Raw genomic sequence first — 14,886 nt, 5'->3', positions numbered from 1 at the left:
AGAAGAAGGAGCAATTATTCCTTCTTCTTCTTCTATTTTTAAGGAGAATATATGAAAAAATTTTTAAAAACAAAAAAGGGAAAAGTTTTAACACTTATTGCTTTGATTAGTATTTTTGCAGTAAGTAGTTTTTTAGGTTATCAAACACTAACAGATTCTAACAACGTTCAAGTAACAGAAGAAACAGTATCTAGTGAAGCAGTAGAAGTACTAAAAACAAGAAAAGATATGAATACAGATGAGCGTATTCAATTAGCGAATGATGTCAGTGAGTTGGATGAGAATGGCTTTGCTGATTACGAAGCTATGAATCGCCCAACGTTAGAAGAAATTGAAGAAGCGCAAGCACACGTAGATGATCTAAATGCAATTTATGTTGGAACTGTTGAAATTCCTTCGATTAACCTTGATCTCAATATTTTAGAAGGTACAACATACGAAAGAATGTTGTATGCGGCGACAACAATTTTTCCTGATTCAGTAATGGGTAAAGGTAACTATGCGTTAGCGAGCCATAACATGGGTCAAGAAGGACTAATGTTTACTTCGTTATACAAGGTAAACGAAGGCGATGATATTTATTTGAAAAATAACGAATCAGGGAAAACATTTCATTATCAAACAACGTCTGTAAAAATTGTGAACTATAAAGATACGTCATGTTTAGAAGATCAAGACGAGGCAGTCGTTACATTAATTACATGTGAAAATATTTATGACACGACTAATCGAGTAGTTGTACAAGGCTCTTTAGTCGATTGATTGCAATAAAATAAGTCAATAAAGGCAGATGCAAATTTTAATCGGAAGGAAAAAGTATATGGAAAAAGAAGACAGAAGGGCAAAAATTCTTTATTTGACAATTGGCAAGGAAGTCAAATTGAATTTTGATCCACAAGATAATCTATATAGCATTCGTTTATCTATAAATAAGATTGCAGAATTATTTAGCAATAAACTATTGACGGAAGAAAGCATATTTGAAGTATCTGTGATTGGGCTTATCACTAAAAGCAACTTTAAGACTTATATTAGTGTAGTTGGAGGAAAGCAGGTAATCAATGGGGATACGAAATATAAAAAAGTATCGATTAGCCAAGAAAAAACTCGTGATAAAAAAGGCAATAAAAATGTTTATCAACAAGGTTTTTTTGAGTTTTTTGTATCGGATGAAGAGAAAGTCCCCAAGAATAAGTTAATTATTCCACGTAATGTTTAAGAAGAGTGAGTGGAAATAGATGTTCGAGAGGTAATAAATTTGAAAAAGGATCAACCAAAAGATAAATAGGAGTGGAAAAATGCTAGTTATTGGAATACTTATAGGATTATTGTTAGGTTGTCTGCTAACAAACTTTATTAATAATAGTGAATCTAGAAAAAATCATTTAATTTATCGGGCTATAGAAAAGAACTTTCAAGTAAAGAGAAATCAATTTAGCCTGGAGTATATACCCGATGAAAATGGGTATCTTGTATCAATGAAAGATACAGAGTATCTAGTGAAATTAACCAATCGAAAACCATACAAAGTCGTATACAAGGTTAAATTACAATCATAAAGGAGTTAACCAATGAAGATTAAATTTATAACTACAGATAATGTGGATTTACCGTTAGATAAAGAATTTAACATTGATAAAGCATTAGAACTATTTCAACGTGCAAATGCAGAACTAACAGAAGAAGGATTAGAAAGCGAAATTCAGTATCAATTAATTGATGAAGGTGACGTGATTGTTGAATCATCAACGGATCTTCCAAAACAAGAGTTTAATTTACTTGAAGAAATTGATGAAACAATTCGACAAGAAGTTGATATGGAAGAAGAAGGCGCACAAGAGTTTTTGGATTCTATTCACGAAGCTTTTCCGAAAAATAAAAATAGCCAAACAAGGGAAAGAAAATCTCAGACACAGAAAAAGAAGATACAAGAGGAAAAGACACAGAATCAGTCGTTACTTACCTCAAAAAAGAAAAAACAAACATTGAAAAATCTCTTAGAGTCAACAAAAAAAGAGAAGAAAAGTTTACCTGAGGGACAGTTTGGTCAATTATCTCTTGAAAAAATAGAAATATGGCGATCCATGTTTGTCTCTTTTGTGTCTGTTTTGTGTCTATGTATTCTTACATTTGTATCTGCGACGTCAATCTATCAGGTAGTAGAAAATTTTAAACCTAGTCAACGAATTACACAGACTACACAAAATGAAGTACAAGCTTTTTCTGAAGTGTTCTTATCAAAATATTATGCAAAAGTAGACAATGAGAAGGACTTTAAGAAACAATTAACGAATTATGTGGCAGAAGGCACGTTGGATAAATTAGAGTCCCCTGACAACGATGCAACAGATTTTTATTTATTGTCTAGTGAACCATCAGATTCAGGATACAACATGAGCTATCTTGTTTTAAATTCAAAAGGAAATACTGAAAATATAAGCTTTAAAGTAAAAGAAACCGCAGTTAGTCGTTACCAAGTTTCAAGTGATATAAATGTATCTAATATGGCACTAACAACGAATAAGTAAGGAGACCACAATGAAAAAGAAAGTGGTCTTTTTTTCGTTCTTCAGCAGTTTATTTTCGCCACTAGTACTAGTACTATTCATTGCGATATTTGCTGGTGGTGCGATTGGCGCTATTTTAGGGCAAGAAGACGAAACGAGTTGTGTTGATACAGGATCAACGATTACTGTGAATGTTGACTCAAAATCAACGGAAGAAAATGCGAAGGCAATGTTTGCGCACTGGAAAGAGAAATATAATGCCACACCACAAGCAGGTAGTGGCATTCTAGGAACGTTACAAATGGAGTCACAATTAGATCCAGCTGCAGTAAATGCAAGCTCTGGTGCAACAGGAATCGCGCAGTGGTTAGGTAACCGTAAAACAAATTTAGAAGCGCTAGCAAGTGAAAAAGGAAAAGAAGTCACTAATTTGGGCTTGCAGTTAGAATATTTGGATCAGGAACTCGCAAGTAGTTACTATGCGAGTAGTAAAGAGATCTTTCAACTAACAGATGTGCATGAGGCTGCCAAAGAATGGTTAATGAAGTTTGAAGGAATGTCTCAAAATCCAGAACAGTGGTTCTTAGATCAACGTTATGCCTATGCAGATCACTGGTATTCAGTCATTGGCTCGGGTGATTTAATATCTAATGGAATTTTAGATAATGCGGTTTCTAATGAGGCAAATGAGGTAACGTGTGGAACGACTAGTACTATTGCGGATGGGGAAGTATTAGATGTGGCCAAAAGCCTGATTGGTTACTTTACTTACTCTCAACCAAAACGCACACAATTTGGCACGGTAGAATATATAGATAAATATGGATATGCAGATTGTTCTAGCTTTGTTTGGTTAGTATTAGCTAAAGCAGGCTACAGTGTGCCTGAAAATGTAGGGTGGTTCACTGGTAGTATGACGGCAGATGCTAGAGGGAGTCATGAATGGTTAGAAGAAGTGGCTGAAACGAGTGCGAAAGCAGGAGATATTATTATTGTGAACCAAGGTGCTGGTGTAGGAAATAACGGACATACAGCAGTCTTAGCCGAGGATTGGCATGGCGAAACGACAAAAGTTATTGAACAAGGCGGTATGCAAAAAAATGGTGTAGGAGAAGGCCAAATTAACCTTTCTTTTGGCTCGTTACTCAGTGGGGGAGATATTTGTTATGCCAGACCAGTAAAAAAGGTGGAAAGTAAAAAATGAAATCAGTCAAAACCATAGGTGCATTGATTGTCACAATTAGTCTGCTTGCTTTAGCAGGTATGGGCGGACTTTATTTTCAAGAAAAGGCAACAAACTATCAATTAACAGCCGAAAATAAGAAGCAAAATCAACTCATTCAATCATATGAAACGAAAGTTCAAAAATTGGAAACACAATCAAGAGATTTAGAAACGCAAATTAATGAATTAGAAACAAAAGAATCAATAGTGAGTAGTGAACGTTCAAGTGACCAAGAAGTAAAAGAACACGAAAGTACAGCTGAAACTGACAATCAGGTAAGTACTACGACCGATTTTCAAGAAGTAGTGACAGAGGTGTTTACTACGCTGTACGATTTTACGCCTAAAACGTTCAAGGATCGGCAAGAAGAGTTAGTCACTCATTTTTCTAAAGAGCTAGTGGATAAATTCTTTAATGAAACAGGTGATTACACAGATTCTAACGGAGTGACGTCTGAAATAGAAGATATTAACATCTACGTAGGAACAGAGGAAGAAAGTATCCTAGAAGGACTTGTTCACGTTAAATATAAAAGTAAGTTAACTGAAGGAGAGTGGAATAGCGCGATTGATTTACTTCGAGTTAGCTACAATACGAAAGATAAACAGATTGTTTCTTTAGAAACGGTGATTGTAGGAATTAAAGATGAATAAGACTAAGAAACTTTTACTTATTTTAGGAGCAGTAGTACTTGGGTTTTGCTTTACTTTTGGAGAAAAAGCAGTCATGCGCCATATAAGAGAAGAACAAATAACCATTACCAGTGCACAAACAGATGGCAAGATCATCGTCTTTTATAAAGACGATTGTTCAGATTGTCAACAAGTATTTCCTATGCTGTTTCGGCAAAAACTTAGGTATCATGACCTTGTTTTTGTCAATCTGAATCAAGTACAAAATAGACATTTCATTCAAGAGTATCAGTTAACAGAAGTACCAACTATTGTGAAGCAAGAGCAACGATATACTGGTACGAAAAAAATAGAAATTCAAAAATTTTTAAGCAAAATAAGAAAAGAGGGGTAAGAATGGTAGAGCACCAACAAGATTTAAACTCAAAAAAAGAATACACAACAAACTTCAGCCAAGAGCGCCCTGCAATTCAGGTGGCGCTTTTTATTTTATGGCGTATCTATAATAAGCATTACGTGATCGGCAGTCGTTTGTTTAGGTCAGAAATTATAAGTGTGTTGAGGTTGAAAGATCAAAACTATAAAGAAGCACTTCTATTTTTGGAAGGCGCAGGAGCGGTTGTTAACGAGGTCATTATCATAGAAACGTTGCCTAAACATTTAATCGAACGGTATGGGATCAATCATGAGTAAGGTGTCGGTTAAGGTCAAACAAAAAGCGCCACAGCAATCTTTTCTAAAAAAAGGGAAAAAAGCAAGTCGCGAACAAATAGAATTGGAAGGACAAGTTCGGACGATTCGTTTTGCGAAAAAATCAGTCGAAAATAAGTTGACGCTCTTTTTTTATGTTGTCTTAGCCTGTCTATTATTTTTCTTAATCATGTTGTTTGGTCGATTAGATACGATTGCGCGTGCGAGTCACGCACAGAGTATTGATGAGAAACAAGTAGTTTCAGAAGTACAAAAGTCATTAGAAACACAGGATATGATGCTTTATCAGGGCAACCGATTTGTACAAACGCTTGTCAGTCGAACAGAAGGAACAGATGGTCAAAAGGAATGGGAAGAGGCAATTGCGCCCTATTTAGCGAAGAAATATCCAGTGGATCAATTAGGCTTTTCATCAGGTGAACGGCGAATAAATAGCGTTACATTTGTTCAACAGGAGACGCTGGATAAAAAAGCAAAGACCTTCCAATTAACTTATGAAGTAACGTATACGGAGGATAAGGAAGAACAGTCATTACCGCTAACTTTCCCTGTGAGCTATCAAAAAGGGCAACTAAAAGTGATTGGTATTCCTCAAATTGCACAGTTAGAAGAAATTGAAACAAAAAATGAAGCAACTTATGACGAGACACTTCAAAAAGTAACGGGCGAGTCAGTTTCACAAGAAGAAAAAGAAGCAATAACTAGTTTTGTCACTAACTATTTTGATCTATACGTGACGAATGACGAAAAATTAAAGTTAATTAGTGCGGTACAAGGGCTATCTAACGCAACATTAGTCAGTCAAACGATTGACTCAATTATTGAACAAGACACAGATACTGTGCTTGTAACAGGAAGTTATCAAATAAAATTTGGAGAAAGTAGCACGATAGGTAGTCCATACCAATTAAAACTATCTAAAATGAATAACACATATTTTGTAGACGAAATGAACTAGGAGGAAGTTAAATGATTGATTTAAAACCATTATGGACAAATATTTCCCAACAAGCGTTGATTATCTTAGCGATTATCGGGATTATTTTGATTATTGCAGGGGTATTAACCCAAGGGTTCGGTCGGACATTAGGAGCTGTAGCAGGAGTTTTCTTATTTGCAGCGATTATTATCATGCTAGGTAATCTTCAAGCAATTGGGGAATGGATCAAAGGACTGGTAAGTACTGGTAACTCAGGACAAATTGTTCTATCACATTTTTTGAGGTAGGACAATGGAATATAATTATACACGTGAATTCAAACAACCCATTAAGTTTTATACATGGTTTGGGGGACACTCAATTCCTCTTTTTCCAGATGGGGTACGCTTAGAGTACGTCATTGTATTTAGTGGGATAAGCTTGGTTACACTGCTTGGAATACTCGCTTCGTTCTTCTTTAACTGGAACGTAGTAACTTTTTTTACAACACACTACTGGGGATTAATTTTATCTGGTATTGGATTGGCCACTTGGATTTTATTCAGTTTGACATGGGATAAAAAGAGCTTTCTTGGTTTTTTGACTGGACGAGTTAGACTTCAACAAAGCAAAGGCAAACAGTTTGAACACGCAGCGAAAGCACCTTTAACTAAAGGTGCTTTTTCTTATAAAAAATTTAGTCAACGCCGCAAGTTTTAGAAAGATATACAAAAAAATAGGGAGGATGATACGAAGGTGAAAGTAAAAGAAAAAACATTTGAATTTCCAGTTTCAGCGATTGCAAAAAACTTTATCTTAACGAATACAAATGAAGTATGGGCTGGCTATCAGATTTCACACCAAGTGTACCCGTTAAATGACCTTGAATTTTTTACAGAATATCTCCAGGATGGAGAAGGAGTTTTGGGGAATGATAACTACGAATATCATATCTGTAACATTCCTAAGAAATTCCCGTTAGATCAGCATGTAGAGAAAACGATTGAGAAAATAGTGCAAGGAAATAATGCGGATATTGGCGAGTATTATTTTAATGAAGCGAAGGAGATTTTAGACGAAGAAGTACAACAAGATCAATATGATACTTTCTTATTTATACGCTTCTCTACGATTCGAGATGTATATAATCCTATGGAATATATAGAGCTGTTTAAGGAAGTCGGTGAACGAAAATTAAATGAACTATTGGGAACGAATTACCAGCCAAACAAAATCCTTCGCTCTTATGTACGCGAAGAAAAACAAGTTTACAGTGATCTTTTAAACTTTAAGCAAGTACGTCGAATCAATGAACAGAAAATCGGTCGTTTATTCTATTACTTTTACCATCGTGCCAATCCAAAGCCTGTGACGAGAAAGCTAAATTCATACGAGCTAAATGAGGGAATTGTAACGCCTCACAAAGGATATATCGAAATTGAACAGCTTGAGAGAACCCATTACAGTACAACCTATTGTTTAATCGGTATGCCTGCCTCGATGGAAGGTGGCGCATTTGTTCAAAATTTACAAGATAGTTTGTCTTTTCCGATAGAAACCCATTCAAGAATCCGATTTAGTCACCGAAAAAAAGATATTAAAGATACACATAAAATGCGAAAACGCATTTTTGAACAAGATAATGAACAACAAGATGCCACAGGTATTTTGGATGATGACGAAGTTATTTTGTTTGGAGAAGAGCGATTACGTGACCTCAATAATCGCTTAAAATCAAGAGAAAAACGGTTATGTAACGTGACAATCATGTTTGTTATTTCTGGAAAAAGTAAGAAAGAAATGGAACAACGTGCAAGTGATTTAGAATTTATTTTAGAAGATGGGGACTACAAAGTGTATCGTCCCATTGCGGATCAAATGGTTCTATTTAATCAGTGTTTGATTGGTAGTCCATATACGTTTCATGCATTTGAACAAAAAACAACTACAGGTTATTTGATGGATTTTGGTTTTGATTTAGATAAAGAAGTTGGCAATCATGTAGGATTACCGTTAGGTCGTGTAATTACCGCTAAAAAATACCGTGATGTTCGACAAGCTTTAGAGTTTTCTTCAAAACTCGTTTGGTTCTTCCCTAGTTTGGCAAAAAAAGCGATTAAAGGGGCTTTACATACCAATGGGAATACCTTAATTACTGGACCACAAGGGCAAGGTAAATCCGTTCTAGTGAAGTATTTGTTTTTATGGTTAACATTTTTAGGTCAAAAAATACTGTACGTCGATCCAAAGAATGAGACAGAAATGTTTTTTAAAAAAGCAATTGATAAATACGGCATGAACGATGAATTCAAACAATTGTATGAACGAATCAATTTTGTATCACTTTCTCAAAGCGAACGAAATCGAGGAATGTTAGATCCACTAATGTTTTTACCTAAAGAAGAAGGGATTACCTTAGCGAAAACTATTTTAGAAACCTTCGGAGAAGTAAATGTAAACCCACAAACGATGGCTACAAAAAAAGCAGTCATTTCAGATGCAATCGTAACTGTGCTAAAAGGACGTGGTAAAAAACATTTAACCAAAGTTATCGAGGAGATTAGAAAACAAGATGAAGAACTGGCGAAGTTAATCAGTGGGTATCAAAATGGGCTAGGTAAAATCTTAATCGGGAATGATTTGAGTCAACCGTTATCGTTCGATACACAAATTAATGTTTTGGGACTTCAGGGACTTAATCTGCCGTCTAAAAAAGCAGAAGCAAGTGGTCGTATGAATAATGAACAGATTGCTTCAGTCATGATTATGGAGGCTGTCATGAAACTAACCTATGTTTTCTCCACAGATAAATCAGAAGATGCCGCGATTATTTTTGATGAAGCAAAAGGGTTTGAAGATACAGCTCAAGGAGAGTACTTGATTGATGATAGTTTGCGTAAAGGACGGGCAAATAATACGGATATTTATATTCTTACGCAGACATTCTCTGATTATGATACACCAGCTAAAAAAGAACTGATCTCTTATAAATTTGCCTTCCGACCACGACAAAAGAAAGAACAAGAGAAAGTCTTGGAGTTTTACGGTATGGATATCAATAAAGCTAATTTAGAAATGATTCAGTCCTTAGTACCAGGAACCTGTCTTTTCCAAGATCACTTAGGGCGAAATCAACCTATTGCGATTGATGTGCTATTTGATTCATGGATGCTCGCAATTTCTTCCACGAGTAAGCAGGATAAAGCGACTATGGACGCACTTGAAATGGAAGAAGAATTTGATTATGTATAATAACTCACGCTAGCGTTTTCAATATGTCATCACTTAAGTTATACTAATAAGTAATAGTATTACCTATAAATAATCAGTAAATTTATGAAGGAATAAAAGGAGAAACAATGAAAAAGAAATTTTTATGGGCATTTGTCCCAATGTTGGTGTTTTTGTTGGTAGGATGTGGCAATTCTCCAAAAGAAGAAAAAGAAGCATTCGGTTATACGTATGATGAGTGGATGATTTTTGCTGAAGATGGACAATATTATGAGCCGTATGCATTAAATTCTGTGACAGAGTACAAAACAGAAGGGCGAACATATTATTTAATTGAATCGCAAAGTGTTGAAGATGAAATAAACAGTATTAGATATACTGGGCAAGACATAGATGATATAGAATTAAGTTTAAAAAATCCGTCCGCTGATTATTTCTCTGCGGATATGCCTAGAATGGATGAAATTTTAGGAAAATACGAAGCAAATCGGGAAAATAAAACTTTTACAAAGATTGAAGAATAAAGGTATGAGAAGGCAACTGCTTAGGTGGTTGTCTTTTTTATTGTGTTAGGAAGGTGAATCGATGAAAGAAATAAAAAAAAGGCGCCTAGTTGTTCTAGGTGTTTTTTTGTGTCTGCTTTTGGGGACAAGCTGGGTAGTTTACGCTGAAACAACAGGTACGAAAGTGATCAGTGACCCAACAGAAATTTATAAAGCCTACAAAGATAATAACTTTCCACTTATGACAGGTGGGACGGATAGTTTAGGAAAGTTCAAACAAATTGTTCCGGGTATCTCTACTGCGATTAAAGAATTTATGTGGTCAGGAGTCCGTATGTTGGGTTCTTTTAACGCGGAAATGGTCAAATTTTTATTCAATTTAGATGTGACAACGAGCTTAAAAACACCGATGGTCAATATCGCGAGCTTTCTTGCGGCTAGTTTAACGAACGTGGCGAGTCTTATCGGTATTTGTGTCGTGGCAGGTGTCATGATTTTTCGTTTTGCCGTCACAGGACAAATCAAAGCGGGATTAAAAGTCTTTTTAAAGGCAGTGATGATTTTTGTTGGGCTCGCTTTTTTACGAGATGCTACAGTCAGCAACTCCTTATTCGACAAGGTATATGATGTTGATCAGGCAATTAGCGCAGCCATTGTCAATGTGAATCCGGTGATTGATAATTACACCACCGAAAATGTTGAAAACCAACCTGCAGAAAAAGATAGCAAAGTGCTTATTCAAAATGCAGGAAATGCCTTGGCATCGACTGTCTTTTACTCGAATGTTTATGAACCCTATTTATTGATGAACTACGGCACAACCAATCAATCAGAAATACGTGGCAAAGGAACAATTGAGTATAAGGAAAAAGAGTATGACCGCATTGGTGCAGTGTTAGGTAATGAAAATAATGAGGATTTACAAGAAGAAGTTCTAAAAAAAGAAGAAAAAACAGAGGATAAAAAAGGGTTTAATAATATCACCATTCACTATAACAACAACTGGATGCAATCCTTTTTTGCATTGTTTTATATAGTCGTCAATCTCTTTCAAACAATCATATTCTTTGTCTTAGGAGTGGTACGAATAGTTATGGCAGTTATTGGAATTTTCTTAATTCCGTTAGCGCCTATTCTACTAATATTATCGCTCTTTCAAGTATTGGATAATGTCTTATTCAACTATGCCAAGGCATTCGCCATTGTCATGTTTGCGAAAGCAAGTATAGGATTTGTTCTTATTTTGTTCGTAAGTTATATATCGATTGGGTTTACACAGGCTTCCATGAATGGCGATATTTGGCAAAAAATCATTACGATTCTTGTCTATTTAGTGTCTCCAATCGGTGTCTATCTTTTCCGAGGGATCTTTATTGCCGCATTCACTGGTCAATTAAGCATGAAAGATTTACCAGGTATGGTAATGCACCCTAGAAAAGCTTCCCAAGACTTTTTACAAACTAGAAAAGACAAAGGTGCTAGTCAACAAGAATCACGCCAAAAACGAAAAGAAGAGGCAAAACAACGGAAAAAAGAAGAACAAGAAGAAGAGCGGAAAAATGGGCGAACGAAGAAAACAGACTTCAAAAAGACGAAGCCGAATGTTAAAGAGAGCCAGCGAAGAAAAGATATTTCGCCTGATAATCATAATTTGAAGAATGATGACAAAACGAATGATAAGGATCCGTCTGACTTACCAGAATCAAATGATCGGTTAAGGAAGAATAATAATGAGAAAAATTCAGAGAATAAGCTGTCCGATAAACGAAAAGATACAGCTATTCCAAATAGTAAACATCCGTCTTCCATGAAGAAACATATAGTAGATAAAGAACAGAACCCTTCAAATAATTTATCTAGGCAAAAAGAGCCGATGAAAGCTTCAGAGAAAGGATCAAATATTCCGCATAATATATCAAAAAATGCGCATGAAAGCCGGTTGTCCGAACGACGCAACGACTTAGCTCCAGAGGAATCAACTAATGGAAATCTGATTAAAGAACGCAAAGGAAAAGAAGCAATACATTCAAAACGACGCAATGATTTACCTAAACAATCAGGAGCGAATGCCGTTCATGGACCAACTATGTCACGAAAAGTGAATGTGCCAAAACAGTATCAAACACCACAGATTCGTAAGCAAAAAGTGAGTTTACCAAATAAACAAACAGATGAAAAGGTACCGATGAGCCCAAGACGAAGCAGGGTGACACCTAGACATAAGCAAGGGCATAGCGGAGTTGCACAAAGGGAACAAGTACAATCAACTATAAATGTAGTAAGAACCAATGAAGAAAATAGTCTATCGAGAACTTCTGAACCTATGCAGAATAAACTACAAAATCGTACAGTTCAACAAACAAATGTATCTACTCGAAGTGGTCTACGAACAGCACCAACTGCGGTTAATATTCGTAAGCCACGGGAAGAGAAGCCTCGTATAAAACACAATAAAAATATGTCTACGGTGAATATTAGACGGCAAGCAAAACCAGAAAGTAGACATAAACGATCAAATAAAGTTTCGCCCAAAGTCACAATAAGAACTAAGCGAACTACCTAAATTAACCAATAAAAAGAAGCGTGTACTACTTCATACAGATGTAGTATTCGCTTTTTATTTTGTCTGAGGGAGGAGAATAATGGCTAAAAATATATGGGAAGAAGGACTATTTAGTCCAAAGAAAAGCAAGAATTCTTCCGAAGAACAAGGACGAAGAACTCTATGGAATGTATTAAACGTACTACTTGTAGTGGGGTTAACGCTACTATACCCATTTGTGCTTTGTGGTGCGATTCCGTTTGTAATTATCCGCTATTTGAACAGGAAAGACCGATACCAACACATTGAAAATATGGACTATGAAGGGTTCTTGAATCGAAAAAGTTGGTGGTTTATCAGTGCCGGAATCATGTGGATACCTATAAACGTTATCCTTTTTTTCTATATACCAAGAGGGTATCTAGCTACGTATTTACTGTTTCCCTTCAATATCATTACCAATGATTTAGTCTTCAATTACCAATCCATTCTTGCCTTACTAATGGGTGGAATAGGGGTCTGCTTCTTACTATTAAGTGGGTCTATCTTCTTTGACCGACTGCGTGTGACGAGTAAAGAAGAAGAGCGAAACCAAGTGAAGAACTCAAAAGAGTATCGAAAACGTCATAAGAATAAGTTCAAAGAATCGCAAAAATACACGAAAAACTATGAAGATGAGTACCAAAAAATGTTAGAAATGTCCGACTATAAAGCATACAAAAAGGAGTTCAATCGACTAAAACAATCAATTCTTATAGGGACTGATGAGTTTGGTTCGTCCTATGTTTTACCGCTAAAAGAGCTGAATCAACATGGTTTAATGCCTGCGACAACAGGTGGTGGGAAGACCACTTTACAACAAATCTTCATGGAGCATTGCTTAAAATTTAACATTCCTTGTGTGCTTATCGACGGAAAAGGAGCGAAGGAAACACTCGAATCAATGGAAGGAATTGCCAAGAAGTATGGCAAGAGTGTCGTTGCTTTTAGTGACGAACACAAGGTTGGCTACAACCCATTGAAGTATGGAAACAGTACAGAGATTAAGGACCGACTCGTAACAATCGCGGAAACAGAGAGTGTATTTTACTCAAGTGCAGCCAAATCTTTACTGATGAATACCATACAATTAATGGATTGTTTTGGTATTGAACGCTCGTTTGAGACACTGTCAGAGTATACCTTACCGCGGAATGTGTTGAGGTTATTTGCGACTGCATTAGAGGAAAATGAGGTAGAAGTTTTCGTTACTTATCACAAGAGTCAACAGCCAATCAGACCCAAAGAGAAGGACGAAGGTACAACAAAAGAAGTGCTTCTAGATATAGAAATGACTGATGCAGACGAAGGTTCAAACAACGATTCAGATGAAATTGCGATGGAAGAAGTGTGGGAAAGAATCGTCCACGATCCCGATGCAATATCACTGGAAGACTATTATTTTTTGGTTCGTAAACAGTTTGACGAGTTATCAGAAACCCATCGCAAGCTATTCAATCAGTTATTCATTCGGTACGAATATAAGGAAAGTCCGTTCTATTTGTATGCGACTTCAGAGTCACTTCAGACCAATATAAACATGTTGATTGATAGTGAAGTGGGGCAGTTATTCGATACAAAACATTGTGAATTGGAACTGGATTTCAAAGAAATTTATCGTAAGAATCAGTTAGTTTACTTATCATTGAACGGGTTAATCTATGAAGAATTTATCAAACAATTGGCACATTTTATCATTGGAGACTTGAAACATTTAACAGCAGAGATATATAAAGGAGCCGAAAAAAAGAAGGAAATTCTCACACTATTTGATGAACCAGCAAGTTATCTGGACGAGTCCTTTATAGCGATTGCAAACAAGGCACGTGGGGCAGGCGTTCACGCCATCTTCAGTCCACAAACTATGACAGACATTGCTAAAATAGATGAATCACTCATGAAACAGCTCGTCGGAAACGTCAATACGTACATGGTTGGACAGGTAAATGAGAAGGACGAAGCAAGCTATTGGGCGGAAATTTTCGGTACTTATCGTGACTTAGAACTCACTGAAATGATTGAACAAGCGGATGGTTTTAACAATTTGAATCGGACTTCGTGGTCAGGTGAACGTGGAACAAAACGCATGGTTGACAAGTTCAATATCCACCCGAACGATCTAAAAAGTTTACGAACAGGTGAGTTTTACTTCTATAGAAAAGGACAAAATAGTCATGAACCGATACGTAAAGTCTATGTCCGCAACCCAGTATAAGGGGGATAAATGATGGTAAGAATACACGTGATTTACCAGTGAATTAGTCGCTTGAGACATTGTCAGAGTGGTAGTTGGGTGGGGAATGAACCTACTCAATTACCATGAGTGCACCATAAATTAGCAGATAAATTACGAATAATTTTCCTGGATGAAACGAGTAAAACGGAGAAGAAAAAGAAGAGAAATTAGTGGGAATTTCAACAATAAAAAACTGATATAAGCTGTTCTTGAGGTGTTCTTGACCTGTCTATGACTTGTTCTTGAGATGTTCATGAGTTGTTTATGACAAAAAATAAAAAGGCGGGCTAACCCGTTGGGGCGCAAGACTTTTCTAGAAACAGTTTTTTTTGACCATTTAC

At 36.1% G+C, this 14,886-nt stretch carries 15 protein-coding genes; all 15 read left to right on the top strand.

The window, feature by feature from the left end; genetic code table 11:
- Positions 1-51 precede the first annotated feature (51 nt).
- Complete coding sequence (locus DOK81_RS03795; RefSeq protein ID WP_206908331.1) at positions 52-762, top strand: class A sortase; 711 nt, start codon at positions 52-54, stop codon at positions 760-762.
- Positions 763-820: 58 nt separating this feature from the next.
- Positions 821-1,219 carry a hypothetical protein gene (locus DOK81_RS03790; RefSeq protein WP_206908328.1) on the top strand — a complete coding sequence of 133 codons (399 nt, stop codon included), beginning with the start codon at positions 821-823 and terminating at the stop codon, positions 1,217-1,219.
- 79 nt (positions 1,220-1,298) lie between these two features.
- Entirely contained in the window at positions 1,299-1,559 is a 261-nt protein-coding gene (locus tag DOK81_RS03785; RefSeq protein ID WP_206908327.1) for a hypothetical protein, read from the top strand.
- 12 nt (positions 1,560-1,571) lie between these two features.
- A complete protein-coding gene (locus DOK81_RS03780) occupies positions 1,572-2,528 on the top strand; it encodes a hypothetical protein (protein ID WP_206908324.1) in 957 nt (318 codons plus the stop codon).
- A 10-nt stretch (positions 2,529-2,538) separates the two neighbouring features.
- Positions 2,539-3,711, top strand: a complete 1,173-nt coding sequence (locus DOK81_RS03775; RefSeq protein ID WP_206908320.1) for a phage tail tip lysozyme — start codon at positions 2,539-2,541, stop codon at positions 3,709-3,711.
- Positions 3,708-4,385 (top strand): hypothetical protein, encoded by a 678-nt coding sequence (locus DOK81_RS03770; RefSeq protein WP_206908304.1) that lies wholly within the window; start codon positions 3,708-3,710, stop codon positions 4,383-4,385. The genes DOK81_RS03775 and DOK81_RS03770 overlap by 4 nt, the downstream gene beginning before the upstream one ends.
- Positions 4,378-4,758, top strand: coding sequence for a thioredoxin domain-containing protein (locus DOK81_RS03765; protein ID WP_206908300.1), 381 nt, complete (start codon positions 4,378-4,380; stop codon positions 4,756-4,758). Before DOK81_RS03770 ends, DOK81_RS03765 begins: the two co-directional genes overlap by 8 nt.
- 2 nt (positions 4,759-4,760) lie before the next feature.
- Positions 4,761-5,057: a hypothetical protein gene (locus DOK81_RS03760; protein WP_206908297.1), complete on the top strand. Its 297-nt coding sequence runs from the start codon at positions 4,761-4,763 to the stop codon at positions 5,055-5,057.
- The gene (locus DOK81_RS03755; RefSeq protein WP_206908294.1) at positions 5,050-6,033 is read left to right on the top strand and encodes a conjugal transfer protein; all 984 of its coding nucleotides are present in this window, start codon (positions 5,050-5,052) and stop codon (positions 6,031-6,033) included. Before DOK81_RS03760 ends, DOK81_RS03755 begins: the two co-directional genes overlap by 8 nt.
- Positions 6,034-6,044: 11 nt before the next feature.
- Positions 6,045-6,302: a hypothetical protein gene (locus tag DOK81_RS03750; protein ID WP_206908291.1), complete on the top strand. Its 258-nt coding sequence runs from the start codon at positions 6,045-6,047 to the stop codon at positions 6,300-6,302.
- A gap of 4 nt (positions 6,303-6,306) precedes the next feature.
- Entirely contained in the window at positions 6,307-6,714 is a 408-nt protein-coding gene (locus DOK81_RS03745) for a TcpE family conjugal transfer membrane protein (protein ID WP_206908288.1), read from the top strand.
- A 36-nt stretch (positions 6,715-6,750) separates the two neighbouring features.
- Positions 6,751-9,246, top strand: a complete 2,496-nt coding sequence (locus DOK81_RS03740; RefSeq protein ID WP_206908286.1) for an ATP-binding protein — start codon at positions 6,751-6,753, stop codon at positions 9,244-9,246.
- 107 nt (positions 9,247-9,353) lie between these two features.
- Complete coding sequence (locus tag DOK81_RS03735; RefSeq protein ID WP_206908284.1) at positions 9,354-9,749, top strand: hypothetical protein; 396 nt, start codon at positions 9,354-9,356, stop codon at positions 9,747-9,749.
- 61 nt (positions 9,750-9,810) lie between these two features.
- Positions 9,811-12,291: a hypothetical protein gene (locus tag DOK81_RS03730; RefSeq protein WP_206908281.1), complete on the top strand. Its 2,481-nt coding sequence runs from the start codon at positions 9,811-9,813 to the stop codon at positions 12,289-12,291.
- 79 nt (positions 12,292-12,370) lie between these two features.
- A complete protein-coding gene (locus DOK81_RS03725; protein WP_206908279.1) occupies positions 12,371-14,524 on the top strand; it encodes a TraM recognition domain-containing protein in 2,154 nt (717 codons plus the stop codon).
- Positions 14,525-14,886 lie beyond the last annotated feature (362 nt).

The organism is Enterococcus sp. DIV0660C, assembly GCF_017316125.1.
Classification (GTDB): domain Bacteria; phylum Bacillota; class Bacilli; order Lactobacillales; family Enterococcaceae; genus Enterococcus_B.
The sequence above is the reverse complement of the archived record's forward strand: the minus strand, read 5'-3'. Positions and strand labels throughout refer to the sequence as shown.